The organism is Flavobacterium sp. 22659 (assembly GCF_052044235.1).
Lineage (GTDB): Bacteria > Bacteroidota > Bacteroidia > Flavobacteriales > Flavobacteriaceae > Flavobacterium > Flavobacterium johnsoniae.
Genome location: NZ_JBQEMU010000005.1, coordinates 162,661 through 188,565, shown reverse-complemented (window position 1 = coordinate 188,565; position 25,905 = coordinate 162,661). Strand labels below are relative to the sequence as shown.

Sequence of the window (25,905 nt, the reverse complement as noted above, 5' to 3'; positions counted from 1 at the left end):
GTTTTACAATATTATTAAAAGGTACAACTGACCACTAGTATCTTTTTAGAAATTGAATGCTTAAATAAATTATAATAGTTATGTTTAAAAACGTTAAAACAATCGTTGTTTTAGTTTTATTGAGTTCATTCGGATTGAATGCACAAAATAAAGTTCCGGTTTATCTTGATGATAAGAAGCCAATTGATGAGCGCGTAGAAGATGCGCTTAAAAGAATGACAACCGAAGAGAAAATTGCCATGATTCATGCGCAGTCTAAATTTAGTTCACCTGGAGTGAAACGTCTTGGAATTCCTGAAAACTGGATGACCGACGGACCTCACGGAATTCGTACTGAAGTAAAATGGGATGAATGGGATCAGGCTGGATGGACAAATGACTCTTGTATCGCATTTCCGGCTTTAACAGCTCTTTCTTCAACATGGAACAAAGAACTATCTTCTTTATACGGAAAATCAATTGGAGAAGAAGCACGTTACCGTAACAAAAACGTACTATTAGGACCAGGAGTAAACATTTACAGAAGTCCATTAAACGGCCGTAATTTCGAATACATGGGAGAAGATCCATTTTTGGCTGCAAAAATGGTTGTACCTTATATTAAAGGAGTACAGGCAAACGGTGTTGCTGCTTGTGTAAAACACTTTGCATTAAACAATCAGGAAACAAACCGTAATTCTGTAAACGTAATTGTTGATGATCGTGCATTATACGAAATTTATCTTCCGGCTTTTAAAGCTGCAGTTCAGGAAGGCGATGTTTGGTCGATTATGGGATCTTACAACAAATACAAAGGACAGCAATGCTGCCATAACGAATATTTGTTAAACGATATTCTTCGAGGCGAATGGGGCTTTAAAGGTGTTGTAGTTTCAGACTGGGGAGGAGTAAATGATACTAAACAAGCTATTCACAATGGTCTTGATATGGAATTTGGTTCTTGGACAAATGGTCTTTCATGGGGAACAAGTAATGCTTATGATAACTATTACTTAGCAAAACCATATTCAGAAATGATTAAAAAAGGTGAAGTAGGCACAAAAGAGTTAGACGAAAAAGTACGTCGTATTTTACGTTTATCTTTCTTGACTACAATGGATAGAAATCGTCCGTTTGGATCTTTTGGAACACAAGAACACGCTGATGCAGGCCGTAAAATTGCCGAAGAAGGAATTGTATTATTACAAAACAACAATAACATTCTGCCAATTAACCTTTCTAAAACTAAGAAAATTGCAGTAATTGGAGAAAATGCTATTAAAATGATGACAGTAGGAGGAGGAAGTTCTTCTCTTAAAGCAAGATACGAAATTACACCTCTTGAAGGTTTAAAGAAAAGAATTGGCAGTCAGGCAGAAATCGTGTATGCACGAGGTTATGTGGGAGATCCAACAAGTAACTACAACGGAGTTGTTGCAAAAGTAAGCTTAGAAGAAAAACGTCCACAGGCTGAATTAACTGCCGAAGCTTTAAAAGCAGCTAAAGATGCAGATATCGTTCTTTTTATTGGAGGTTTGAACAAAAGCCCAAATCAGGATGACGAAGGACACGATCGTAAACAATTAGAATTGCCTTATGGTCAGGATAAATTAATCAGCGAATTAGCGAAAGTAAATAAAAACATTGTTTTTGTAAATATTTCTGGAAATGCAGTTGCAATGCCGTGGGTAAAAGAAGTTCCTGGAATTGTTCAGGGATGGTTTTTAGGAACTGAGGCTGGAAACGCTTTGGCAAATGTTTTAGTTGGAGACGTAAACCCTTCTGGAAAACTTTCTTTTACTTTCCCTGTAAAATTAGCTGATAACGGAGCTCACGCTTTAGGAGAATTTCCAGGCGGCGATGACGTAAAATACAACGAAGGAATTTTTGTTGGATACCGCTGGGCTGATAAAAATAAAGTTAAACCATTGTTTCCTTTCGGACACGGATTAAGCTACACAACTTTTGCTTACGGAAAAGTAACAGCTGATAAAAAACAACTTTCAAGCAGCGATAAAATTACATTTTCTGTGAATGTGAAAAATACAGGAAGCAGAGAAGGATCTGAAGTTGTTCAGCTTTATATCAGCGATTTAAAATCTTCATTACCACGTCCGGTAAAAGAATTAAAAGGATTTGAAAAAGTTTCACTAAAAGCGGGAGAAGAAAAAACAGTTACGTTTACTATCGATAAAACGGCTTTAAGTTTCTTTGATGATAAAAAACACGACTGGGTTGCAGAACCGGGAGCTTTTGAAGCAATTGTTGGAGCATCTTCAACAGATATAAAATCGAAAGTGGGCTTCTCACTTCAATAATTTCATTATTTCTAAATTGGTTGGTTAGTAAAAGCTGCAAGTGTAAAAATTTGCAGCTTTGCTTTTGATTTAATTTTACCATTAAGATGATTAAGAGAGCTTTATTTTCTAAATTGTTTTGAAGCTAAAACAACATTTATTAAGTTCAGCTTAATTTTCTTAATATCTTTTATGACAAAAAATATATCATGACCAGAAATGCACCTTTACAAGATAATACACCTGTACAGGGTGGGTTAATGGCAGCATCGCCAGACGGAAAAGGTTTCGAAGCTAGATTCGAAAATTTCACTGTAAAAACATCTTCCGGACCAGCGAAGATCAGAATGGCTTAAAATCACCAATAAAACAATTATAACTAACTATTAACCATTAATAATTAACCATTTTATGAGTTCAGTTTCAGTTGACATTCAACCAAAAAAACACTATGAAATTTTAGACGGACTTCGAGGAGTTGCTGCTGTATTGGTTGTAATTTTCCACATTTTCGAAGCTTTTAATGAAGGAAGCCGTTTTAAACAAATTATGAATCACGGTTATCTTGCCGTAGACTTCTTTTTTCTTCTCTCCGGATTTGTTGTAGCATACGCCTATGATGACCGCTGGAGTAAGTTAACCCAATGGGAGTTTTACAAACGACGCTTAATCCGCTTACAGCCCATGGTAATTATGGGAATGATAATTGGAGCCATTTTTTATTATTTTCAAGAATCAAGTGTTTTTCCGCAAATAGCAACAATGCCCGTTTGGAAGTTATTATTAACAATGGTAATTGGGTTTACACTGCTTCCAATTCCGCCTTCAATGGAAATTAGAGGCTGGGGAGAAATGCATCCTTTAAATGGTCCGGCATGGTCACTTTTTTTTGAATATATTGCTAACATCTTGTACGCCCTAATTTTTCGCAAATTTTCAAATAAAGTACTATCAGTATTCGTATTGATATTTGCCGGACTTTTAATAAACTATACTGTATTTGGGCCAAAAGGAGATGTAATTGGCGGATGGTCGTTAAATCTGGAACAAATGAATGTGGGTTTTACACGTTTATTATATCCATTTTTTGCTGGAGTTCTGCTTTCTCGTTTAGGAAAACTAATTCATATTAATGGTGCTTTCTGGATTTGCAGTATTATGATTGTAGTTATATTCTGGATGCCAAGATTTGGTGATGAAAATACTTTATGGATGAACGGTTTATATGAATCTTTTAGTATTATTTTTTTATTCCCGTTAATTGTTGCCATTGGTGCAGGAGGCGAAATTAAAAATTCAATTTCTCTTAAAATATGTAAAGCCTTAGGAGATATTTCGTATCCTATTTACATAATACATTATCCATTAATTTATTGGTATATGGGCTGGGTTATTGAAAATAAAGTTCCATTAAAAGACGGTTATCTATTAGGAATCGGTGTTTTATTTGCCAGCATAACTATTGCCTATTTATGTTTAAAATTATATGATGAACCGGTTCGTAACTGGCTTCAGAATAAATTTCAAAAAAGAAGGAGTTAAGTTTAGGTTCAAAGGTTCAGAGGTTCAAAGGGAAAAACTTTGTCCCTCTGAACCTCACTAAAAATATTGAATTTCTTAATTTTGTTAGTTATGAAATTTCAAAAAAGGGATAGACTTAATTGTTTATCCCTTTTGTTTTTCGAAAAAAGACAATCAAAGAAACCTTTGTCTCTATGTCACTCTGTTTCTCTAAACCTAAAATCTAAACCAATTCATAGAAATTTCGTTTTCCAATTTTAATTTTGGTTTCCTTTTTCAACTCAATCAATTCGTACGGATTTGTAATTTTTAGATTGTTTATTTGAACAGCACCGCTTTCGATCAGTCTTCTGTTTGCTGATTTTGTAATGTCATTTTTTATAAAAGTACAAAGATCAATTAAAGCCATTTGATCAGATTTGTTATCTAAAGAAGAAATCAAAACAGGAACAAACGATTTTTCTGCAAAGTTTTTGTTCTGAAACTGATTTACGAAAAAATCTTCTGCTTTATCTGCTTTTTTTTCATCATGGTATTGACTGATGATATTTTTTGCAATTATTTTTTTGATGTTCATTGGGTTTTCCTCTTTCAACCGATTTTTGATTTCTTGTTTTTCTTTTGCAGAAAAATCAGTTGTCAATTCTAAGAATTCCAAAATAAGATCATCAGGAATTGACATTGTTTTACCAAACATTTCATTAGGTTCGTCTGTTAAACCAATGATATTATTGAGCGATTTGCTCATTTTTTCCTTTCCGTCCAATCCTCTCAACAAAGGCATACACATTACAATTTGCAGAGATTTTTTAAAGGTTTCCTGTAATTGTCTTCCCATAGTGCAATTAAAAAGCTGATCTGTACCGCCCATTTCAATATCGGCATTAATTTTAACCGAATCAAAACCCTGCAAAATTGGGTACACTAATTCATGCATGGCAATAGGTGTATTTTCGGTAAAACGTTTATTAAAATCATTTCGCTGCATGAGCTGCGCAACCGTTACGTTTGACATAATCTGAATTACTTCAGAAAAAGAAAGCGAGTCGAGCCAGTCAGAATTAAAAACAATCTGCGCTTTCTCTACATCAATGATTTTCGATAATTGAGCAATATAAGTTTCGGCATTGTGCTGTACTTCTTGGGCATTTAGAGGTTTTCTGCTTTTATTTTTTCCGGTTGGGTCGCCAATTCTGGCTGTAAAACTTCCCACCAAAATCACAATTTGGTGTCCTAAATCCTGAAATTGCTTTAATTTTTTTAATACAACGGCATGTCCTAAATGCAAATCAGGCGCAGTAGGATCAAAACCCAGTTTAATAATCAGTTTTCTGTTTTCTTTTTCAGCCTGATTTAATTTTTCTTCCAGACCATTTTCCGGTAAGAAGATGGCGGTGTTTTCTTTAAGTTTTTGAATTGTTTCCATTTTTTTGAAAATAAAAAAGCCCGGACAAAATGCCCGGGCTTTAAGGTTTATATAATTTATAATACTAATTTACAGTCGTGAATACGTTGAATTATATGCATAGCCTATCCGAGCAGGTATTATTGCATAATAATAAGTGCTGAAAAAAGGAAGGCGTAATATGCTGTTCAAAAATTTCATGACTGCAAAGATAAAATTTTTAATTATAAATTTTAAAATTATTCTAAAAACCAATTCTCCTAAAGCTTTAAAAAAAATTTGTTCCCCAAAATTTTTCTAAAAATATTGAATTTCAGTTTTGTTAGTTATGATACTCAAAAAAGGGATAAAATTAATTGTTTATCCCTTTTGTATATTTAGTTCAAAAAGAAAGCCTTTGTTCCTTTGAACCTTTGTAACTCTTAACCTTTAAAAAACTTATTCTAAAACTAAAGCTCCTAAAGCTTCTTTGCTGAAACCTTTTAACTGATCTGTTTTTCCTGCTTTAATTTTAGCTACCCAGTTAGGATCAGATAAAAGAGGTCTTCCTACGGCAACCAAATCAAAATCGCCTCTGTCGAAACGTCTGTTTAATTCGTCTAAAGAAGTCGGCTCAGAACTTTCTCCGGCAAAAGCACCAAAGAAATCACCAGAAAGTCCAACAGAACCAACCGTAATAGTTGGCGCTCCGGTTACTTTTTTAGCCCATCCCGCAAAGTTTAAATCAGATCCTTCAAATTCAGGTTCCCAGAAACGACGCTGTGAAGCGTGAATAATATCAATTCCGGCATCAACAAGAGGAGTAAGCCATGCTTCTAATTCCTGTGGATTTTTAGCCAGTTTATAATTGTAATCAGAAGGTTTAAATTGAGAAAAACGCATGATTACAGCAAAATCATTCCCAACTTGTTTTCTAATTTCTTTTATAACTTCAATTGCAAAACGATTACGTTCCGGCAGTGTTTTTCCGCCATAAATATCTTCACGTAAATTCGTTTCGGCTCTAAAAAACTGATCAATTAAATAACCGTGTGCACCGTGAATTTCGATAGTATCAAAACCAAGTCTTTTAGCATCGGCTGCGGCTTTACCAAAAGCAAGAATCGTGTCTTCAATATCTTTTTCAGACATTGCAATTCCGTTTCTAAAATCAGGACGGTTTAATCCAGACGGACCTTCAAATGGAACAGGAGGAACCCAGCCGGAATGGTGGTTATCCATAATTCCCATATGCCAGATCTGCGGGCCCATTTTTCCGCCGGCGGCGTGAACTTCGTCAATAACTTTTTTCCAGCCGTTTAAAGCCAGATCGCCATAAAAATGAGGAACATTTGCATCATTAGATGATGATTTTCTGTCGATAACAGTTCCTTCAGATAATATTAAACCAACTTCACCTTCAGCTCTTTTTTGGTAGTAAGCTGCTACATCATCAGTTGGAACTCCGTTTGGAGAAAATGAGCGCGTCATAGGCGCCATTACGATTCGGTTTTTTAAGTTTAACGTTTTTAGGTTAAACGGAGAAAACAGGTTGTTTGTGCTCATAGTAATTTACAAATTAGATTGAATTAATTTACTGAGTGCTTCAAAGGCACCTTCGTTACGTTTATAATAAGTCCATTGCCCAACACGTTTGGCTTCGATAAAACCGGCGCGTTGTAAAATAGACAAGTATTCAGATACAGTAGATTGTGTCAAACCCGCCTTAGCCTGAATTTGACCCACACATACTCCGTGTTCAAATCCGCCGTGTTCGAGCTGGCCGGGAAAGTTTATTTCGGGTTCCTTCAGCCATTCCAGCATTTGAAGTCTGGACTTGTTAGAGAGTGCCTTAAAAATTTCTATATTTTCCATGATGCAAATATATCGACTTTTCTCGATATACCAATTAAGCAAAATGTTTTTAGCATAATTTTATGATAGAGGAGAGAACCATGGAGTAAAAAGATGGAATATTTAATAAAGAAATTTATATTTGTAAACGTTATGATTTAATAATCCCCAAATAAATTAAACTTAATAAATTATGAAAAAAACATTACTTGTTTTAGGATTTTTATGCTGTGTAATTACCAGTTCAAAAGCGCAGGTTGTAGGTACTGACATTGGTGATATTGCGCCAGAAATTGATCTTCCTGATACAAAAGGAAACAACGAGGTGCTTTCGTCTTTAAGAGGTTCTTTGACTTTGATCGATTTTTGGGCTTCATGGTGCGGACCATGTATTAAAGAACAGCCTTTACTGCAAAAATTATACGCAGCTTATCCTGATAAATTTTCTATTTACAGTGTTTCTATGGATACTAAAAAGCCTTTGTGGTTAGCTGCAATTGCCAAAGGAAAATTACCGTGGATACAAGTAAGTGATTTAAAATACTGGAAGTCTCCGGTTGTAGCCGATTACATGCTTCAATCTGTTCCGTTAAATTTTTTAGTAGATAAAAACGGAATTATTATAGCTAAAAATATTCACGGAAAAGAGTTAGAAGATAAGGTTAATAGTCTGCTTGCAATACAATAAATTTATTTCAGATTTTTCTTAATTTTAATTTCAGGTGAAAAAGAAAAACTTTGTAAATTTCACATTTAAAAATTAAATCATGATGCAAAAATCAATCTTATTAGTGTTTGTTTTGGCTTCAATGTACTGTAATTCACAAACACTTGAAACGGTTTATAAAATGAAATCCGATTATCAAAAATGTTTGAATAAAGGTCAAAATATGCGTAACTGCGCCCTAGAGTATTACAATCAGTCAGATAGTCTGCTAAATGTGTCTTATAAAAGTCTTAAGTCTAAGATAAGTTCAAAAGAACAATCTAAATTAAAGAAAGAACAATTAGAATGGCTCAAAAAACGAGATCAATTCTTTCAGAAAGTATATTCAGATACAAAAAAGGAAGGAAATTTTATTGAAGGAACACAAGACTTTGAAATGATCATTTATGATGAACAGGCAAAATTTGTGTTTGGAAGAGTAAAAGAACTTATAAATAAAGGGTAATTTTTGCTTCAGGTTTCAGATATATCTTTGTAAAAGTTTAAAACTTTGAAAAAGATTGATAGTTACAGAAAACTTGAAACCTGAAACAAAAAAATCTAATATATTAACAGCTTCCTCCCCAAAAGCTATCATATAGGTTTCTTCTAAAGTTTAAAATTATATACTTAAAAAGCAATTCCGAATTGAAAACCAACCGTAAAAGAGGCAGGATGATCGTTGCCAAAACGAATAGGAAAAGGAATAGCGGCGAAGTAACTGCAATTATCGCTTTTTAGAATCGTTTTATTGATTACGGGAGTTATGCCATATCTGCCGCTGCTTTCAAAAGCGGCTCTTCCTGCAAAAGTATAACCGTTTCCAAGAGCAACTAAAACGCCGGGATGGAACAATAAATTAGTTACTTTATCACTGTTACCCTGAACTCTTATGTTAGGTACAACTTCAAAAGAAAAACCTATTTTCTGATTCTTCCAAATATTAATCCCCGTTGGAAAACCTACAGCATAATAATCCCTGAAATTTACGCTTGTTTGTTCACTATTAAAAGTTACTATGGGATGAAGAATTCCAAAATAACCCGTGATTTTTGGATAAGTGGTTTGAGAAAACAAGTTGAAACTGAAAGAAAATAAAGTGATTGCAAAAATGTGTCTGAATGAAATCATGATAGTCTGGTTAATTAAAAAACAAAACTATCAACAATGTCAATTTAGAAATAGAATGCTATTTACCTTTTGTATCTGAATTACTTTTCAGGGCATTTTTTCTATATGAAGAAGGGTTTTTTCCTGTTTGAAGCTTAAATATCCTGGTAAAATGACTTTGATCTGAAAAGCCTGTCATGTACGCAATTTCAGTTAAGGTATAATTTGAATTTTGAATTAGATTGATTGCTTTTTCAATTCGCAGTTTTCGAACATATTCGCCAAAATTTAAATCTTCAAAATATTTAGAAAACTCTCTTGATAAATAAGAAGGGTTTAACTCTAAATCACTTGAAATTTTCTTTAAATCAAAAGTAAACTGTGCATCAATTTGATCCTGAATTATGTTTTTTAATTCTTTAACCCATAAAGGTGTTTTTTGGGTTGTTTTCTTTTCGATTAAAAACTTCTTATATACTTCATGAAGTAAATTTTCGAACGGGCTGTTTTGCAGATGATTTTGCTTATACAAATGTTTTGCCCAGCTGTACAAAGCATCATAAAGTTTTAGTCCGGTTTCTAATAATTCGGTATCGTTTGTAATATTATACGAAAGTCCGGCAGAAATTGCCCAGAGCCCGGCAGCTTCTTTGGCAAGATCGTGGCGGTCCGTATCGGCGCCGCGAACAATTTTTGCCATAATTAAAACCGCCGGATCGGCAATTTGATATTTTTTTATAATGTAGTCAAAAGTACATTCTTCATTATAATGTGTAAATTCTACTTCCGGAATATCAAACGGAATTGCATCTAACTTTTTTGCTTTCTCTAGAACTTCACTAAAAGGAACGTAAATAAATTCTGCATCAGCGTCGACAAAGTTTTTGATAAGCCACGGACAGGCTATTCGATCAATTTTAGGTTTTTCGCGCGTGATCCATTTCATTTTTTATGAAAACTTAGAATTAATTGTTTTCTGCAGATGTAATTTTCTTTACGCCGCCAAAATTCGTTTTCATTATTTCTCTAATCTGAAACTGGGTTTTATTTCGGGTAACACTTTTCCATTCGTCAAAATCGTAAATGTGAATTTTATCAGCATACGGATTTGTTACAAAGAAAAGTCTTGATATAGAGAATTTATAATATTTTAATTCATGCGAAATGTGGCGGTCGGGTACGACAATAAGAATCGTATCCCAATCCAGAAAATTCTGGGGAACGTCCTCTCTTTCTGTTAATCCAAGAGATTCAAAAAAGGCCATTATCTTTTGATCATTATTCTTATCGATCTTTTCATCGATACGTTTAATGGTGCTAAGAAGCTTTTTTTCATCTTTAATAACACTCATATAATCTCTGTTTTTTAAATTTTTATATAAAATTACATCAAATCAAAATTATTTTGAAAAGTATAGCCAATAGAATGATTCTAAATTTTTTGAAGTCCGTTTTTAGAAGGGGTATAGGAAGTTATTGTGCAGTTTTTGATAAAATACTATTAAAACAAACCAGTTTAATACTCTATTTTTATCGTTCTAACTTACCTAACCCTGTTTTTATGAAAATTTTTTACGTAAAAAGAATTTTTCTGTGTATCCTATTTTTGGTTTCCGTTCTGGCTTTGGCCCAAAACAAATCAGAAAGGGAATTGATATTGATTGATAACGACTGGCGTTTTTCATTTGGTCATTTATATGATACAGAAAAAGATTTTAAACATGCAGAAGGCCATTTTTCATATTTAACCAAAACCGGATTTGGCGACGGCCCGGCGGCAAAAGATTTTGATGACCGCGCGTGGCGAAAATTAGATCTGCCTCACGATTGGGCTGTTGAACAAGAGTTTAGTGAAAGCGGCAGTTTCAGCCACGGATTTAAAACGTCTGGAAAAGGTTTTCCGGAGAAAAGCATTGGCTGGTACCGAAAAAAAATCACTATTCCTGAAACCGATAAGGGCAAAATTATTTCAATAAAATTTGATGGTGTTTTTAGAAATTCGAAAGTTTTTTTTAACGGCTATTATCTGGGAACAGAACAAAGCGGATACAATGGTTTTGAATATGATGTATCAGCTTATGTAAATTATGGAGGCGAAAATACGATTGTAGTTCGTGCCGATGCTTCGATGGAAGAAGGCTGGTTTTATGAAGGAGCCGGAATTTACAGACATGTTTATCTGCAGAAAACAAACCCAATTCATGTTACAGTAAACGGAACTTACGTAATCTCAGAAATTATAAATAGTAATGCCGAAATAACTGCCGAGGTTTCTATTGAAAACAAAGGAAATTATAAAGGTTCTGTTGAAATTATTCAGACTGTTTTTGATGCTTCAAACAAACAAATTACAGCTGTTTCTGAAAATGTAAAAGCTCCGGAATTTTATAAAACAGATAAGTATACTTCAAAATTACACGTAAGTAACCCGCTTTTGTGGGATATTGATTCTCCAAATTTGTATCGTTTAGTAACACAGATTAAGCAAAACGGAAAAATAATCGACAATTATGAAACGTCTTTTGGAATCAGAACCATTAAGTTTGATTCGGAAAAAGGATTTTTTTTAAACGGAAAACCTGTAAAATTAAAAGGCACGAATAATCATCAGGATCATGCGGGAATTGGAACAGCGCTTCCAGATGAAATTCAGTATTACCGAATCAAAAAACTAAAAGAAATGGGTTCGAATGCGTTTCGCTGTTCGCATCATCCGCCAACACCAGAACTGCTGAAAGCTTGTGATGAACTTGGAATGCTGGTAATTGACGAAACTCGCTTAATGGGAATTAACGACTATCATTTGAATGATTTAAAACGAATGATGGAGCGCGACCGAAACCACCCGAGTATTTTTTGCTGGTCGGTTGGAAATGAAGAATGGAATATTGAAGGCAATATTGTGGGCGAACGCGTGACAAATGTAATGCAGGATTTCGCAAAAAGCATCGATCCAACAAGACCTGTAACTGTTGGAATCAGCAGCGGATTTAAAAGCGGCATTTCGTCTGTAGTGGAAATTATGGGGTATAATTATCTTGGTAACGGCGATATCGATGCGCATAGAAATCAGTTTAAAAACCAACCCGGAATGGGAACAGAAGAAGGTTCAACTTTTACAACACGCGGTATTTATTTTACAGATGATGCTAAACATTACCAAAGTGCTTACGACCGTAAACCGCGTCCTACTTTTTATAGTATTGAAGAAGGCTGGAAGTTTTATGCCGAAAGACCGTATCTGGCCGGAATGTTTATTTGGACAGGTTTTGATTATCGCGGCGAACCAACTCCGTATGGCTGGCCTTCGGTAACTTCATATTTCGGAATGATGGATGTATGCGGTTTCCCAAAAGATAATGTATTTTATTTAAAATCGTGGTGGGGAACGCAGCCTGTTCTGCATATTATGCCGCATTGGAACTGGAGCGGGATGGAAGGAAAGGAAATAGATGTCTGGGTGCATTCGAATTGCGATGAAGTAGAACTTTTTCTAAATAAGAAAAGTCTCGGCAAGAAAAAAATGGAGCAGAACAGCCATTTAGAATGGAAAGTAAAATATATGCCCGGAACTCTGGAAGCCATTGGATACAAAAACGGCAAAAAAATATTAACAGAAATCCAGAAAACGACCGAAAAGGCTCAAAACATAAAACTATCTATAGATAAAGAAAACATTCCAAACTCTAAAGTTTTGGTTGTAACGGCAGAAGTTACCGATAAAAACGGATTGCATATTCCAACCGCAAATGATGAAATTACCTTTTCTATAAAAGGAGGAAAGATTTTAGGAGTAGGAAACGGCAACCCGACTTCTTTAGAAAAAGATCAGTTTATCGATGCTGTTTCGTTAATTCAAATAACGAATTTTCAGGAGCAAAAAGGATTGACGGCTGATTTGCCTCAGGAATTTCAAAATTATCCTGAAAATGATTGGAAAACAGCCTTTAAAGACCGTGATTATAAAAATCAGGCACCGTCTTATGTTTATAAAGGAGAATTTGACTTAAAAAATAATTCCGCTTTAAATAAGGTGAGCTTCTTTTATAAAAAAATAGGAGTAGAGGCAGTAGTTTTCATCAACGGAAATAAAATAAATCCAAGTTCAGAAGATTCTCAAAAATATATTTTAGACTCGAGTATTTTAAAAGAAGGAAAAAACACGATTCATATTGGAGCAACACCTTTGCAAAAAATAAAAGACTGGGACGTGCTGAATACAGATCCGGGAATTATACAAGTTATAACACCCGCAGAATCCTGGAAAAGAAAACTTTTTAATGGTTATGCGCAAATCATAATTCAAAAAGAAGAAAGTGCAAATGAAGTTGTTTTATCGGCTTTCGCCAAAGGATTTAAAACAGGAATTTTGAAAAAATAGATTTTTCGATTTTATAAAACCCTGCAGATTTTTAAAATCTGCAGGAAAAAAAATTAATGATCAGAAATTACCATGTTGGTTTTTGGCTTTTTCGATTTGTTCATTACAAATAAAAGAAGGGGCAGTGTAACAACAAAAAACAAACCGACAAGAAAAAAAGCGTCTCTGTAGCTTAACAGCGAAGATTGTTTCATTACGATATTTTCCATCAGCTTTAAGGCTTTTGCTCTCGCTTCATTATAAGTAAAACCTCTATATTGAAAGTACTTTATGTAAGCATTTATACGATCCATAGCGAGAGTATTACTTGGTGTCACCTCTGAAATTAATTCATTTCGATGTGCCGCAAATCGATGAGCAACATAAGTATTAATGATCGATACCCCAAAAGAACCGCCCAATTGTCTCATCATATTATTAAGCGCGGCACCTTGCCCAACATCTTTATCATCTAATGAAGAAACAGCCAGCATAGTAAGCGGTACGGTAAGCAGTGCCATTCCTAAAGCACGAAAAACAAGAGATGTGGCAACTTCGGCAGCACTTGTGTTTAAAGTCATACCAGACATTCGCCAATTGAAATAGATAAATAACAGAAATCCAGCTGCAATAATAATAACCGGAGAAACGCCTTTTTGTAATAATGTACCGCAGATTTTTAAAGCCAGTAAAGCAAATAATGCACCCGGAAGCAAAAGTAATCCTGTTTGATACGGTGAAAAACTCAATAAACGCTGTGCGACAACCGGACTTATATAAATGGAAATAAACATTCCAAAACCGGTTACAAAAGTTAAAATTGCTGCAATGCTTAATGATTTGCTTTTAAGTACCCGAAGGTTTACGACTGGTTTTTCTATTGTTAATTCCCAATAAATAAAGGCGAGTAAAGTTGTTACCGCAATAATCGTTAGTACAACAATATATTTGGTTTCGAACCAGTCTTCGACTTCGCCTCTTTCTAATACCGTTTGTAAAGCGCCCACTCCTATAGCGAGAAGTGCAATTCCGGTCCAGTCGACTTTGGCAATTTCTGGTTTTACAGTCGGTTCGCGTAAAAGGAAATAACAAGAAATCGTGACCAAAATTCCAATAGGAATATTAATTAAAAAAATCCACGGCCAGTCATAATTTTCAGTAATATAGCCGCCAAGTGTCGGCCCAATTGTAGGGCCGATAAAAATTCCGGCTCCAAACAAAGCTCCGGCTGTTGATTGTTTGTCTTTTGGAAAAAGTTCAAATACAACAACCTGTGAGATAGATAATAAAGCCCCGCCGCCAATTCCCTGAAAAAATCTAAAAAAGACCAGCATCCAGATATTAGAAGAGTGACCGCACATAAAAGAGCAGAACGTAAATAAAACCACTGAGCCAATATAATAATTGCGTCTGCCCAGATTGGCGCTTAAAAAGCTCGTTATGGGAATAATAATAACATTTGCAATGGCATAAGCAGTAATTACCCACGAAGTATCTTCGAGAGTAGCACCCAGATTACCGCTCATATGCGAAAGCGCCACATTTACGATAGAAATATCAATCAGTTCCATAATGGCAGCAAGAATGACGGTAATAATGAGCAGGTTTCGGTTTAAAGGTGTCATAAAAATATTTTATACCAATTGGTATATTTTTGTTTAAAAAAAGAGGATAAAAAATCAGGTGCTTTTAGGACAGCACCTTTTTTACCACATTTGTTTTAAATAAATTAGAAGTTGCTCTGGCAATTAATCGCGTTTCGTTAGCATTCCAAATTTCGCATTGTGCATTCACCATCTGTCTTCCTTTTTTAATGATTAATGTTTTCGCAAGAATAGTATCGCCAACATGTGCGGGAGCAAAATAATCAACAACAAGATTTATGGTGGTGTAAAAGGTTTCTTCGTTAAGTGAAAACATCGTAGCGCCAATACAATCATCAGCAATTGCAGCAGTAACTCCTCCATGCAGACTTTGAATTGGATTGGACATTTCTTCCCTAATTGCATATTTAAAAGTTACGGTTCCTTCGTCGGCGGCTAACACAATAGGTCTCATCCAAAGCATAAAAGGGGAAGGAGAAGCGGTAAATTCTCGATTTATATGATCCTGTAATACTTGTAATCTTGTTTTTGTTTCCATTTTAGTTTTAATATTAGATTTTATAATTATACCAATCGGTATATTTTTAAGTAAAAAAATTATTCTAAGTCTTCAATAATTTTTGTGACAGAAAGCATAATATCGGCCAGAGTTGACAGGTTTCCGGTAATTTTAGCAATCATAACAGCTCCTTCAATCATAGCAATAATAGTTAAAGCCGTTTTTTCGGGATCGATAGATAGGGCTTTAAATTCTCCCAAAAGTATTCCTTGTTCAATAAAATAAACCAATTGCTCTTTCCAGGATAAAATAACTCGTTCTACTTTTTTCTTTAGAACTGGGTGTGTGTCATCAGCTTCTGTGGCGGTATTAATAATTGGGCATCCGCCTTGTGTTACTCTTAAATCGTAGTAATCAGAATAAAGACGAGGATAAACCAATAGTTTGCCCTTAAAGGTTTTTTCTTTTTCAATTTCTCTTGCAAAAATGTCATGCAGTTTTTTGACATTAAAACGAAAAGCCGCCAATGCTACTTCATCTTTATTGGCAAAATTACCGTAAATACTCCCTTTGGTTAATCCGGTAGCCTCTGTAATGTCGCTCATAGACGTACCGCTGTAGCCTTTCATATTAAAGATAGGAGCGGTTTTTTCGATTATAAATTGCTTGGTTCTTTGGGCTTTACTCATGATGTATCAAAATAACAAAACAAATATATACCGATTGGTATAATTAAAAAAACTTTTGACGTATTTTTTTCTAACTCTAGAATATTAACCGCAAAGAGTGCAGGAAAATAATACTCTGCGTGTTCTCGCCTTTGCGAGATTATTTCGCCCAGCAAAAATAAATTTAGCCAAACCTTAATGCGTTTTGTAATTGAAATAAAAATATTGTTTGATTTTCATAACTTTGCAGAATGAATAATCAAACAGAAACTCAGAGCTGCGATTTTTCTTCAGATTTAAAAATGAAGGGATTTAAAGTGTATCCTATAAATGGGGACTTTAGTAAAGTTCCCGTTTACAGCAGAAGAGACTTTTATAAAATCTGCATTAACACCAGTAAAAGCATCATACAATATGCTGACCGAGGAATAGAAACCGACGGAACGATTTTGTTTTTTGGTAATCCTATAATTCCTTATTCATGGGAAACTGTTTCAGAGAATTATGAAGGTTATGCATGTGTTTTTACAGAAGAATTTTTGAAAGCAAAAGACAGATCAGAAACACTTCATGAATCGCCTTTGTTTAAAATAGGAGGAACGCCAATTTTTTCTTTAAATGCTGAACAAAAGCTGTTTGTAGATTCTTTATTTCAAAAAATGATCAAAGAATATGAAACGGATTATGTTTTTAAAGACGATTTAATGCGTAGTTATGTCAACCTCATTATTCATGAATCAATGAAAATGCAGCCTTCTGAAAATTTCTTTAAACATAAAAATGCTTCTTCAAGAATTACTTCTTTGTTTTTGGAATTATTAGAAAGACAATTTCCTATAGAAACCAAAAACGAACCTTTGGCTTTAAAAACGCCTCAGGATTATGCGCAAAGTCTTGCTGTACATGTTAATCATTTAAATCGTTCTGTAAAAGAAGTTACAGGAAAACCAACAACGGCGCACATTACAGAGCGAATTATAAACGAAGCAAAAGCATTATTACAGCATACAGACTGGAGTATTTCGGATATTGGATATTCGCTTGGGTTTGAATATCCGAGTTATTTTAATAATTACTTTAAAAGGCTTACCGGAACTGTTCCAAAATCGCTTCGAATGTAAAATTGTTTCAAATTCATAATTTTTTGTTTGAATATTGTTATTTCAGGAAAGCATTCGCGTAGTACTTTTGCCTTGAAATTCAGTATTAATCATTTATCAGTTTTTAACAGACTAAATAAATACTTCATAAAGCGCATTCTAGCTTTCCTAAATTTAGTTTTCTGATTCTGATAAATTTCAAACAATAAATTTATGGAAGCATTAGACAATCTATATAATGGTGTCATTTTCCCTAAAGGAGATTTAGCACCTTCAGAATATTTTACAGGAAAAGCATGGGTTAAAATGTTAGTTCCCAATGATGAGGTTCTTAATACCGCTGTTGGAAACGTTGTTTTTGAGCCTGGAGCAAGAAACAACTGGCATACACATCCCGGCGGACAAATTTTAATCGTTACACACGGAACAGGATATTACCAGGAAGCAGGAAAACCAATTCAGTTATTGCAGGCTGGAGATGTTGTAAACATTCAGCCCGAAATAAAACACTGGCACGGCGCTTCGCCAGAAAGTGAATTTACACATATCGCCATCAGTACAAATACACAAACGGGAATTGTAGACTGGCTTGAGCCGGTTACTGATGAAGAATACAATAGTTTTAAATAAAATCAATCTCAAAAAATAAATTAAAAATTATGTCTAAGAATTATTCAGCCGTTATCGAAGAAGGAAAAGTCCCGAATACATATATGACGGGTGACGTTTCCTATAAAAAACAAAGCAGTGACATTCATCCGGAAAACACTGTAATTAAGGAAGTGACTTTTGAGCCTTGCTCAAGAAGTAATTGGCATAGTAACGCTAGTCTGCACATGCTGATTGCAAAAGAAGGAACGGGGTATTATCAGGAAAGAGGAAGCGCAGTCAGAATGCTTAAAAAAGATGAGGTAGTTACCATTTTGCCGGGAGTAGAACATTGGTACGGAGCAACTCCATTTGAAAAATTCTCTTATGTTGCCATTATCACAGAGATTGATAAAGGCCACGGAGTCTGGTTAGAAAAAGTAACCGATGGAGAATATTTTCTATTAAGCAGTCATTAATATAGCTTCTAAGATGCTAAGTAGCTAAGGTCCTAAGAAAAAAACTTAGAACCTTAGAATCTCAGTACCTCAGTAACTAAAAAATAAAACCCCTTAAGCAATTCAACTCTTAAGGGGTTTTTTAGCAAAGTTTGAGTTCTAGACGATCCAATAATAGGATCATAGAATCTCAGAATCTTAGCGTCTTAAAAAAATAAATAATAACCAATTAAATTTATTTTACTTTTTGTCAAGGTTTTGTTTCAGCAATTTAGCATGTTCTAAATGTGAAGTTAAACCCGCAATATTGTTTGTTGCCCACAATTTTACATCTTCGTCATGAGCGTCTTTAGCCGCTTTTTGAAGTTTGTCAATTGCTTTTTGGTGGCCGTCGATCATCATATCGGCGAATTTTTTATCAAAATCCAAACCTGATTTCTCGTTTAGTTTTTTATATTCTTCCTGACCTTCTTCAGTTAGTGAAGTTGGCAGAGTAAAGTTTTTTGCTTTTGCTAAGGCACTTACTTCAGATGCCGATTTTGTGTGCTCGTCAACCAGCATTTTTCCGAATTTTTTCACTTCTGCATTTGTTCCTTTTTGCTGCGCCAGTTTACCAATTTCGATTTCAGCTAAATTAATTTCGGCCTGATCTACTAAAAATTCCGAATCATCTTCTTTGCTGTCAATAGAGTCAAATTTGGCTTCATTAGCATCTTCTGCAACTTCTTTTGGGTCTTCTTGTTTCGTTTCATTTTTGCAAGACTGCAAGAATATAATAATAAGTCCCGCTCCTAAAATTGCTTTACCGGCTAATAGTAACTTTTTCATGATTTAAATAGTTTAAATGTTATGATGTAAAATTATTCAGAACTTACAGGAATACCTTACAGGATTTTTAGAGATTGTTATATGATTTGGATGCAAAGAAATATTCGATCATGTTAACCTTATAAATATTATATATTTGTTTTTTTAAAGAGAAGAAATAATAATAATTTAAGACTTAGAATGTATATCGACTCAGAGTTTAGAAAAATATTAGGTATAAGAATAATAATGGGTTTGTTTTTATTTGTAATTACGCTGTCATATATTGTGTATAATGGTTTTTCAACTTCCGAAATAAATCCATTAACTGTAATGGCATATATGGTTTTGTTTTTTTTAGTTTATTGTTTTCCGGATTTGTTCAAGATTTTTAAACTGACTATTACAGAAGAAGGAATAGAAAAAACAATGGTAATTACAGGTGCAAAACAGTTTATCCCTTTTGATAATATACAATATATTAAAAAAGGGAAAGTTAAACTTAGAAACAAAACAGGAGATATATCAGATGGTTATTATTTTACTACATTAATATTAGAAAATAAAAAGAGTCTGGTAATTTCTCCAGATCATTTTGAAAATTATAAAATTTTGATAACTAATATTGAGGATAATTTTAAATAGCTGTCAGTGGCAGAATAAAAACAATTAAAAAAACAAAAATCCCATTCGTTTTGCGAATGGGATTTTTGTTTTTTTTAATGTGGTAATTGTCAATAACCTTTACAGAGCTGCTTGCGAAGATTTACTTTGTTTGTTCGCTATTGCTCGAGTCTAGTTCCTCGAAATGACAAGATCGCGCATAATCTAAAATCTGCAATCTAAAATCTACAATCTTAATTATGAAAGTTATAAGCAAAATTGTATAACAGAAAAATCCTTCTTTTTGAGGAATTTTGAAATACCATACAAGATAAATCAATAACTAAAATTTTTAAGTCATGCCAGATCCAAGAATTAAAAACGAAGCCCAATACGAAGCTCTTGTTAAAAAGGGATACAGTAAAGAAAAATCGGCACGTATTGCCAATACGCCCGATGCAGGAGAAAAAGGCGGCAGAGCTAAGCCTTATGAAGAATGGACGAAAGAAGAACTTTACGAACAAGCAAAAAAAGTGGGGATTTCAGGACGTTCGTATATGAACAAAAAAAGCCTGATAAAATCTTTAAGAACGAATTAAAATAAAATGCCGCTTTTTGATAGTTATTGGGATTCACAGATTCTCACAGATTATGTGGGCGAATAAATGAAACAAGAAAAATCTTTTGAATCTGTGAATCCCAATAACAATTAGCAGCGGCAAAAAAATAAAAACGACCATGAATACTGCCAGAACTCAAAAACTAATGAACCAGCTTATTAAAACACCACATTTGGTGCTGGAAAAGCTGGAATTAGTTTACGTAAACAATCAAAATTTGCCTATTGAAAGATGTCAGGGAGAAGATGGTTTTATTTATAAAAAAAACGGACGCTGCATTAAGCAGAAAAGCGAAATAAAGCGTTTTAACAGTCTGGTTTTACCGCCGGCCTGGGTAAATGTAAAAATCACCGATTTATCAAACGGACATTTGCAAGCGGTAGGTTTAGATGTTAAAAACAGAAAACAATACAGATACCATCCAAAATGGAACTTAATCCGCAATCAAACCAAGTTTTACAAAATTGCAGAATTCGGACAAAAGCTTCCCTCTATACGAAAACAAGTTGATATTGATTTAGAACAAAAAGAATGGTCGAAAGAAAAAGTAATTGCACTCGTGATCAGGTTAATGGAAGAAACCCACATCCGAATTGGAAATGAAAAGTACGCCAAAGACAACAAATCTTACGGGCTTTCTACTTTGCGGAAAAGACACATCAATATCAATAAAAATTCCCTTCGTTTTGAATTCATCGGCAAAAAAGGAAAACAGCACACCATTACCACAAGAAACAAACAGTTGATTAAACTGGTAAGCCGATGCGAAGAAATTCCGGGCTGGGAGGTTTTTAAATATTACGATAAAAACGGCGAAAGAAGAGTTTTAGACAGTCACATGGTAAATGAATATCTGCACGCTATTTCGGGCGAATATTTTAGTGCCAAAGACTTTAGGACCTGGGCAGCCTCAATTATATTCTTTGAAAATTTGATGGAACTCGGCATTGCATCAGACGAAAAAGAAATCAAAAAAAATATTATTACAGCTTATGATGCCACTGCTGAGGCATTGGGAAACACAAGAAATGTCTGCAAAAATTATTACGTTCATCCGCTGCTGGTTTCGACATATGAAGATGGTTCGATTGAACCGTATTTTGATAAAGTTAAAAAGAGCCGAAGCAATAAAAAATACTTCTCAAGAAGTGAAAGCGTATTTGCAGAATTAATTGAAAATTATCAGGTCAGTTTGTTGTAATAAAAAGAATAGAGTTAATGCATCTTCTTAAAAAGCATGAATTTGAGTAACAAACAAAATCGTTATTAACTAAAATCTATTATTATGTTACGTTGGACAGTCATATTTATTATTCTGGCAATTATTGCAGGAATATTTGGCTTTGGTGGTATTGCCGCTGGAGCCGCTAGTATAGCAAAAATTTTATTTTTCATATTCTTAGTGTTATTTATTATCTCGCTAATAAGCGGACGAAGAAGTGTGTAACACGAAGAATTCAGTAAAATAAGAACGAAATTAAAACGGCACATATATCTCGGTAAATGTGTCGTTTATCTTTTAAAATATAAAATTATGGGAACTAAAAGCGGTGCTTACCAAGATGTTTATATCAAAAGAGAAGATGAAATGGTAAGCTTGAAAAATGATGTAACAGATTTTTGCGAAAAATACATCAAACCTGTGCATCCTGAAAATTGGGACTGGTCGATACGAGATTTCGAAAATCCTGAAAACGACCCTACAACTGCCGAAGCCAGAGCTGTGGCAAATGTGGTTTACAAAGATTTGCTCGACAGCAAACATACACAAGTCGATCTTTCGACGATGAATAATGTTGACGCCATAAAATCCTATTTGAATCCACAAAGCAAATATGCCGATTTTAATATGGAAGAATTTGCTTTTGCTTTAAAAGTAGAACTCGAACACGGTAAAATAAAAGATGTAAACGTAACCAATAACCATCCGTTTTTAACAGCAATGATTGCATTAGCACACATGACGGAAAGTTTGACCTATTACAAACGACTAAAAGTAATGGAGGCCGAAGGTGAGATTTACGAGATCATGCGAAAAATAGAAAATTCAAAAACCGGAAAAGAGGAGTGGTACAAAGAATTGAGCAAAGCTGAAAAGGAATTAAGTGAAGCCAGAATCGGTTTAGTGGAACGTTTACAAAAAATGGATGATATTCCGGTGTTAGAAAAAATTGGCGATTAGGATTTTAAATCGCATAAAAAAGCCGTTAAGTTTCAATTCTTAACGGCTTTTTTATTTCAGTTTCCTGAAAAATTACAATCTTCTTTTGTCTTCTTCTGTGTAATCATCATCTTCCTGAACATCATCTTCAACATAATCATTGTTTTCGTCTTCTTCATCCTCTTCATCGTCAATGTCTTCAAGATCATCTTCAGTTTCGTTAAAGTCGTTTTCAAAAGTATCAGCCGGATTATCAAATTCGTCATTTTCTACTTCTTCATCAAGATCTTCTTCGATGTATTCTTCTTCATCTTCTTCATCAAGGTCATTTTCATCTTCTAAGACAACTTCATAGATAGTGTCATTATTATCTTCAAGATCTCTGTCTTTATGGAAGTCATCATCTAAATCATCCAAATCGTCGTCGTAGAGCTCCGATCTCTCATCTGGATTAGGTTTGTTAGGGTTGTGCCCATTTCGTACTGTATAGCCACGCTCTGCGTCTTCTGCGAGATTGTTTTGAGTTTCGCGAGTATTTAAATCGTAAAGTTCCTCATTCATTACCGTATTTCTTTCCTCGGTATTTGGACTTCCCGGATCTCTGGGAAAAGTGCTGTTTGTTTTATCTGTAGTATTCATGATGTTTTATTTTAAATAGTTATAGATACAAATCTAATTCTGAATGTTAAAGATTTTCTTATAGAATTGTCTGATGTAATTGTATAATTAACAGATGTTTAGAATGAAATTTAATTTGCAAATAGTATAACCCTGCAGATAATAACGGCACTAATTTTACAATATTAATTATTAAAAAATTATACCATGAAAACTACACAAAACAAGAAGGAAACCAAGTCAAAAAATACAACGACAAAGGAAACTGTAAAAAAAGGGGTTACAAAACCAAAATCTAACGCAGCCGCGGGCTTGTCAGAATTATTTGAAGACGGGCTAAAAGATATTTACTGGGCAGAGAAAGCGCTCACAAAAGCATTACCGGCAATGGCAAAAAATGCAACATCGCCAGAATTGATCGATGCAATCAATAATCACTTAACCGAAACTGAGGAACAAATAACTCGTTTAGAAAAAGTTTTTGATTTAATTGGAAAAAAAGCAACGGCTAAAAAATGCGATGCAATGGAAGGTTTAATCGAAGAAGGAAAAGGAATTCTGGAAGAAACAGAAATAGGAGTAGTTCGTGATGCCGGAATTATTGCGGCAAGCCAAAAAATAGAACACTACGAAATCGCAACGTATGGAACTTTAAGACAGTTTGCCGAAACGCTGGGTTATACTGAAGCTGTTACTTTACTGGAACAAACACTGGATGAAGAAAAAGGAGCCGATAAATTATTGACAGAAGTTGCTGTAAACGCTGTAAATCTTGAAGCTGCAGAAGTAGAAATGGAAGAATAACAACCTTCTTACCACATCAAAAGTGCAGTTTAAAAGACTGCACTTTTTTTCATTAAAAATTTAAAACGAAAGTTATGCCCGAAGGTCCGTCTATATTGATTTTAAAAGAAGAAGTACAGCAGTTTGCAGGTAAAAGGATAATTGAAGTTTCTGGAAACGCCAGTATTGATCTGGAACGTTTACAAGATAAAACGATCTTATCTTTTAAAACCTGGGGAAAGCATTTTTTAATTTGTTTCGATGATTTTACAATAAGAATTCATTTAATGATGTTTGGAACCTATAGAATCAACGAAAAAAAAGAAACTGCACCAAGGCTGCATTTGGGATTTTCTAACGGCGAAATCAACTTTTATACCTGTTCCATAAAAGTTTTAGAAGGTGCTGTAGATCAATATTACGATTGGAGCGAAGATGTTTTAAATGAAAACTGGAATCCCAAAAAAGCGAAAATAAGCCTTGATAAAATTCCGAATGAAAAAATATGCGATGCGATTTTAGATCAAAATATATTTTCGGGAGTAGGGAATATTATTAAAAACGAAGTTTTGTACCGATGTTTTGTTCACCCCGAATCTCTGGTTGGAAAAATTCCGCCTGAGAAGATCGACGAACTTATAGCCGAATGTTCGATTTACAGTTTTGAATTTTTGTATTGGAAAAAGAAATTTGAACTCAAAAAACACTGGCTTGCATATTCTCAAAAAGAATGTAAAAGATGCAGTTTACCGATGATAAAAAAACCGACAGGGAAGAAAAACCGCCGCAGTTTTTTCTGTACCAACTGCCAACAACTTCACTCATGAAAAATAAAATATTAATAGGATGTTCAAGCTATAATAATCGGTATTGGAAGGGAATTTTCTACCCTGACAATCTGACAGCTAGTGGTATGTTTGAGTTTTATTACCAGCACTTTAACACGTATGAGTTCAATGGAAGCTTTTATAGGTTTCCAACGCTTAAAGTTTTTACAAACTGGTATAATAAATCGCCGGAAGAGTTCCTTTTTTCGGTAAAAGCGCCCAAAGAAATCACACATATTAAACAATTTTCAGACTGTGAAAATCTGATTTCAGAATTTTATAATGTCTGTAAAATGGGTTTAAAAGAAAAGCTCGCTTGTGTATTATTTCAGTTTCCGCCAAGCTATTATTTTACTTTGGAAAAATTACATCATATTATTAAAAATTTAGATTTAAAATTTCAAAATGTAATCGAATTTCGACATGAATCCTGGTGGAATGACACCGTTTGGGATGCTTTTTTAGAAAATAATATTACGTTTTGCAGTGTAAGCCACCCGCAGTTACCACAGACAATTTTTAAAAATTTTCCGCTGGTTTATATTCGTTTACACGGAACTCCAAAAATGTTTTACTCCAGTTATCCACTTCAAGAATTACTTCATATAAGAGATGAAACTAATTTAAAATCAGGATTTATATATTTTAATAATACTGCAAGTGAAGCAGGGATTTTAAATGCTTTAGAATTGAAAAACTTAATTTGAAGATAGATTTAACTGTAAAGTTTTTTAACCGCAAAGAGCGCAAAGGTTTACGCAAGGTTAGCAAAGATTAATTCTCTTTGTGACCTTTTATGTAAACCTTTGTGCTCTTTGCGGTTAAAGAATAAAAAAAAACTACAGTTTCAAAGTTCCTTCAATCCCGTCATCCATTGTTTTACCAGTTACAAGGGCAGTGGCCATTTTTGCTATGGCAACCATTTTACCGTGTTTGTTGTTCCAGTAATAACCGTCTTCGGGTGTAACTGTGATAACACTTAAATTTGGATCGTCTTCTCCGCCTGGCATCCAGACTTTTACAATAGGATCGTATAATTCTTTGATGGTTTCTCTGTCGTACGAAATCGTTGCGGTTCCGTGCAGTGTAAGGAATTTATCGTGTGGTTCAGAAAAAAATATCTCAACCTGCGGATTTAAAGTAATCTCTGCATTCTGGCTGCTGTTGCGATCAGATAAAAACCAAAGACGTCCTAAATCATCAATTTTTTGAACCGACATTGGTCTTGATTGCAGTCTGTCGCTGTTGTAAGTACAAAACATGCAGGTTTTTATGTTTTCTGCCAAATCTTTGATTTTATTGACAGCAAATTCTTCAGTAAGGTCTTTATGATCTCCCATGGCTTTATTGTTTTAAAG

The 25,905-nt window shown here is 34.3% G+C and carries 29 protein-coding genes; 17 read left to right on the top strand and 12 right to left on the bottom strand.

Going from position 1 to position 25,905, the window contains the following annotated elements; all coding sequences use genetic code 11:
- Positions 1–80: 80 nt before the first annotated feature.
- The 3 genes from ACTJIW_RS07660 to ACTJIW_RS07650 all read left to right on the top strand — a co-directional run bounded on the left by ACTJIW_RS07660 (position 81) and on the right by ACTJIW_RS07650 (position 3,818).
- A complete protein-coding gene (locus ACTJIW_RS07660) occupies positions 81–2,297 on the top strand; it encodes a glycoside hydrolase family 3 C-terminal domain-containing protein (RefSeq protein ID WP_440715973.1) in 2,217 nt (738 codons plus the stop codon).
- 188 nt (positions 2,298–2,485) lie between these two features.
- Complete coding sequence (locus tag ACTJIW_RS07655; RefSeq protein ID WP_012025371.1) at positions 2,486–2,632, top strand: DUF1349 domain-containing protein; 147 nt, start codon at positions 2,486–2,488, stop codon at positions 2,630–2,632.
- Positions 2,633–2,687: 55 nt separating this feature from the next.
- Positions 2,688–3,818, top strand: a complete 1,131-nt coding sequence (locus tag ACTJIW_RS07650; protein ID WP_440715972.1) for an acyltransferase family protein — start codon at positions 2,688–2,690, stop codon at positions 3,816–3,818.
- A 202-nt stretch (positions 3,819–4,020) separates the two neighbouring features.
- Here the strand turns inward: ACTJIW_RS07650 and tyrS are convergent, their stop codons facing one another.
- The 3 genes from tyrS to ACTJIW_RS07635 all read right to left on the bottom strand — a co-directional run bounded on the left by tyrS (position 4,021) and on the right by ACTJIW_RS07635 (position 7,056).
- Positions 4,021–5,223 carry a tyrosine--tRNA ligase gene (tyrS, locus tag ACTJIW_RS07645; protein WP_440715971.1) on the bottom strand — a complete coding sequence of 401 codons (1,203 nt, stop codon included), beginning with the start codon at positions 5,221–5,223 and terminating at the stop codon, positions 4,021–4,023.
- A 417-nt stretch (positions 5,224–5,640) separates the two neighbouring features.
- The gene (locus ACTJIW_RS07640) at positions 5,641–6,747 is read right to left on the bottom strand and encodes an NADH:flavin oxidoreductase (RefSeq protein ID WP_073409269.1); all 1,107 of its coding nucleotides are present in this window, start codon (positions 6,745–6,747) and stop codon (positions 5,641–5,643) included.
- Positions 6,748–6,753: 6 nt separating this feature from the next.
- Entirely contained in the window at positions 6,754–7,056 is a 303-nt protein-coding gene (locus ACTJIW_RS07635) for an ArsR/SmtB family transcription factor (protein ID WP_012025367.1), read from the bottom strand.
- Between the two features lie 172 nt (positions 7,057–7,228).
- Here ACTJIW_RS07635 and ACTJIW_RS07630 point away from each other — a divergent pair, with 172 nt between their 5' ends.
- Together ACTJIW_RS07630 and ACTJIW_RS07625 are read left to right on the top strand one after the other, a co-directional pair.
- The gene (locus ACTJIW_RS07630) at positions 7,229–7,723 is read left to right on the top strand and encodes a TlpA disulfide reductase family protein (protein ID WP_121361545.1); all 495 of its coding nucleotides are present in this window, start codon (positions 7,229–7,231) and stop codon (positions 7,721–7,723) included.
- A gap of 79 nt (positions 7,724–7,802) precedes the next feature.
- Positions 7,803–8,207, top strand: coding sequence for a lysozyme inhibitor LprI family protein (locus ACTJIW_RS07625; protein WP_440715970.1), 405 nt, complete (start codon positions 7,803–7,805; stop codon positions 8,205–8,207).
- A gap of 164 nt (positions 8,208–8,371) precedes the next feature.
- Here ACTJIW_RS07625 and ACTJIW_RS07620 read toward each other — a convergent pair whose 3' ends face one another.
- The 3 genes from ACTJIW_RS07620 to ACTJIW_RS07610 are packed head-to-tail and all read right to left on the bottom strand — an operon-like array spanning position 8,372 to position 10,203.
- Positions 8,372–8,872 (bottom strand): hypothetical protein, encoded by a 501-nt coding sequence (locus ACTJIW_RS07620; RefSeq protein ID WP_440715969.1) that lies wholly within the window; start codon positions 8,870–8,872, stop codon positions 8,372–8,374.
- Between the two features lie 58 nt (positions 8,873–8,930).
- The gene (locus ACTJIW_RS07615; protein WP_149207656.1) at positions 8,931–9,797 is read right to left on the bottom strand and encodes a chromate resistance protein ChrB domain-containing protein; all 867 of its coding nucleotides are present in this window, start codon (positions 9,795–9,797) and stop codon (positions 8,931–8,933) included.
- A 19-nt stretch (positions 9,798–9,816) separates the two neighbouring features.
- A complete protein-coding gene (locus ACTJIW_RS07610) occupies positions 9,817–10,203 on the bottom strand; it encodes a hypothetical protein (RefSeq protein ID WP_012025362.1) in 387 nt (128 codons plus the stop codon).
- A 209-nt stretch (positions 10,204–10,412) separates the two neighbouring features.
- On the opposite strand from ACTJIW_RS07610, the gene galA reads away from it, so the two are divergent.
- Positions 10,413–13,232 (top strand): beta-galactosidase GalA, encoded by a 2,820-nt coding sequence (gene galA, locus ACTJIW_RS07605; RefSeq protein ID WP_440715968.1) that lies wholly within the window; start codon positions 10,413–10,415, stop codon positions 13,230–13,232.
- Between the two features lie 53 nt (positions 13,233–13,285).
- Here the strand turns inward: galA and ACTJIW_RS07600 are convergent, their stop codons facing one another.
- The 3 genes from ACTJIW_RS07600 to ACTJIW_RS07590 all read right to left on the bottom strand — a co-directional run bounded on the left by ACTJIW_RS07600 (position 13,286) and on the right by ACTJIW_RS07590 (position 16,003).
- Positions 13,286–14,836 (bottom strand): DHA2 family efflux MFS transporter permease subunit, encoded by a 1,551-nt coding sequence (locus ACTJIW_RS07600; protein ID WP_440715967.1) that lies wholly within the window; start codon positions 14,834–14,836, stop codon positions 13,286–13,288.
- Between the two features lie 64 nt (positions 14,837–14,900).
- Complete coding sequence (locus tag ACTJIW_RS07595; protein WP_440715966.1) at positions 14,901–15,353, bottom strand: PaaI family thioesterase; 453 nt, start codon at positions 15,351–15,353, stop codon at positions 14,901–14,903.
- Positions 15,354–15,412: 59 nt separating this feature from the next.
- On the bottom strand, positions 15,413–16,003 hold the full coding sequence (locus ACTJIW_RS07590; protein WP_440715965.1) for a TetR/AcrR family transcriptional regulator: 591 nt from the start codon (positions 16,001–16,003) through the stop codon (positions 15,413–15,415).
- 230 nt (positions 16,004–16,233) lie between these two features.
- On the opposite strand from ACTJIW_RS07590, the gene ACTJIW_RS07585 reads away from it, so the two are divergent.
- The 3 genes from ACTJIW_RS07585 (at position 16,234) to ACTJIW_RS07575 (ending at position 18,149) form a co-directional block, all read left to right on the top strand.
- Complete coding sequence (locus tag ACTJIW_RS07585; RefSeq protein ID WP_012025357.1) at positions 16,234–17,103, top strand: helix-turn-helix domain-containing protein; 870 nt, start codon at positions 16,234–16,236, stop codon at positions 17,101–17,103.
- A 192-nt stretch (positions 17,104–17,295) separates the two neighbouring features.
- Positions 17,296–17,712, top strand: coding sequence for a (R)-mandelonitrile lyase (locus ACTJIW_RS07580; RefSeq protein WP_012025356.1), 417 nt, complete (start codon positions 17,296–17,298; stop codon positions 17,710–17,712).
- Between the two features lie 29 nt (positions 17,713–17,741).
- Positions 17,742–18,149, top strand: a complete 408-nt coding sequence (locus ACTJIW_RS07575; protein ID WP_012025355.1) for a cupin domain-containing protein — start codon at positions 17,742–17,744, stop codon at positions 18,147–18,149.
- A 219-nt stretch (positions 18,150–18,368) separates the two neighbouring features.
- On the opposite strand, the gene ACTJIW_RS07570 is transcribed toward ACTJIW_RS07575, so the two are convergent.
- Complete coding sequence (locus tag ACTJIW_RS07570; protein ID WP_274253191.1) at positions 18,369–18,956, bottom strand: DUF4142 domain-containing protein; 588 nt, start codon at positions 18,954–18,956, stop codon at positions 18,369–18,371.
- A gap of 180 nt (positions 18,957–19,136) precedes the next feature.
- Here ACTJIW_RS07570 and ACTJIW_RS07565 point away from each other — a divergent pair, with 180 nt between their 5' ends.
- The 5 genes from ACTJIW_RS07565 to ACTJIW_RS07545 all read left to right on the top strand — a co-directional run bounded on the left by ACTJIW_RS07565 (position 19,137) and on the right by ACTJIW_RS07545 (position 22,340).
- On the top strand, positions 19,137–19,580 hold the full coding sequence (locus ACTJIW_RS07565; RefSeq protein ID WP_133085916.1) for a hypothetical protein: 444 nt from the start codon (positions 19,137–19,139) through the stop codon (positions 19,578–19,580).
- Positions 19,581–19,897: 317 nt separating this feature from the next.
- Positions 19,898–20,137 carry a DUF7218 family protein gene (locus tag ACTJIW_RS07560; RefSeq protein ID WP_433810546.1) on the top strand — a complete coding sequence of 80 codons (240 nt, stop codon included), beginning with the start codon at positions 19,898–19,900 and terminating at the stop codon, positions 20,135–20,137.
- 139 nt (positions 20,138–20,276) lie between these two features.
- The gene (locus ACTJIW_RS07555; RefSeq protein WP_121361534.1) at positions 20,277–21,359 is read left to right on the top strand and encodes a DNA topoisomerase IB; all 1,083 of its coding nucleotides are present in this window, start codon (positions 20,277–20,279) and stop codon (positions 21,357–21,359) included.
- A gap of 84 nt (positions 21,360–21,443) precedes the next feature.
- Entirely contained in the window at positions 21,444–21,605 is a 162-nt protein-coding gene (locus tag ACTJIW_RS07550) for a DUF1328 family protein (RefSeq protein WP_035644678.1), read from the top strand.
- An 87-nt stretch (positions 21,606–21,692) separates the two neighbouring features.
- The gene (locus ACTJIW_RS07545; RefSeq protein ID WP_121361533.1) at positions 21,693–22,340 is read left to right on the top strand and encodes a DUF5661 family protein; all 648 of its coding nucleotides are present in this window, start codon (positions 21,693–21,695) and stop codon (positions 22,338–22,340) included.
- Positions 22,341–22,412: 72 nt separating this feature from the next.
- Here the strand turns inward: ACTJIW_RS07545 and ACTJIW_RS07540 are convergent, their stop codons facing one another.
- Complete coding sequence (locus ACTJIW_RS07540; protein ID WP_440715964.1) at positions 22,413–22,958, bottom strand: hypothetical protein; 546 nt, start codon at positions 22,956–22,958, stop codon at positions 22,413–22,415.
- A gap of 186 nt (positions 22,959–23,144) precedes the next feature.
- Between ACTJIW_RS07540 and ACTJIW_RS07535 the strand changes: the two genes are divergently transcribed.
- The 3 genes from ACTJIW_RS07535 (at position 23,145) to ACTJIW_RS07525 (ending at position 25,254) form a co-directional block, all read left to right on the top strand.
- Positions 23,145–23,741, top strand: a complete 597-nt coding sequence (locus ACTJIW_RS07535; RefSeq protein WP_012025348.1) for a YciE/YciF ferroxidase family protein — start codon at positions 23,145–23,147, stop codon at positions 23,739–23,741.
- A 74-nt stretch (positions 23,742–23,815) separates the two neighbouring features.
- On the top strand, positions 23,816–24,547 hold the full coding sequence (locus ACTJIW_RS07530; protein ID WP_440715963.1) for a DNA-formamidopyrimidine glycosylase family protein: 732 nt from the start codon (positions 23,816–23,818) through the stop codon (positions 24,545–24,547).
- Positions 24,544–25,254: a DUF72 domain-containing protein gene (locus ACTJIW_RS07525; RefSeq protein ID WP_440715962.1), complete on the top strand. Its 711-nt coding sequence runs from the start codon at positions 24,544–24,546 to the stop codon at positions 25,252–25,254. Before ACTJIW_RS07530 ends, ACTJIW_RS07525 begins: the two co-directional genes overlap by 4 nt.
- Positions 25,255–25,386: 132 nt before the next feature.
- Here the strand turns inward: ACTJIW_RS07525 and ACTJIW_RS07520 are convergent, their stop codons facing one another.
- A complete protein-coding gene (locus ACTJIW_RS07520) occupies positions 25,387–25,887 on the bottom strand; it encodes a pyridoxamine 5'-phosphate oxidase family protein (protein ID WP_012025345.1) in 501 nt (166 codons plus the stop codon).
- Between the last annotated feature and the right edge of the window lie 18 nt (positions 25,888–25,905).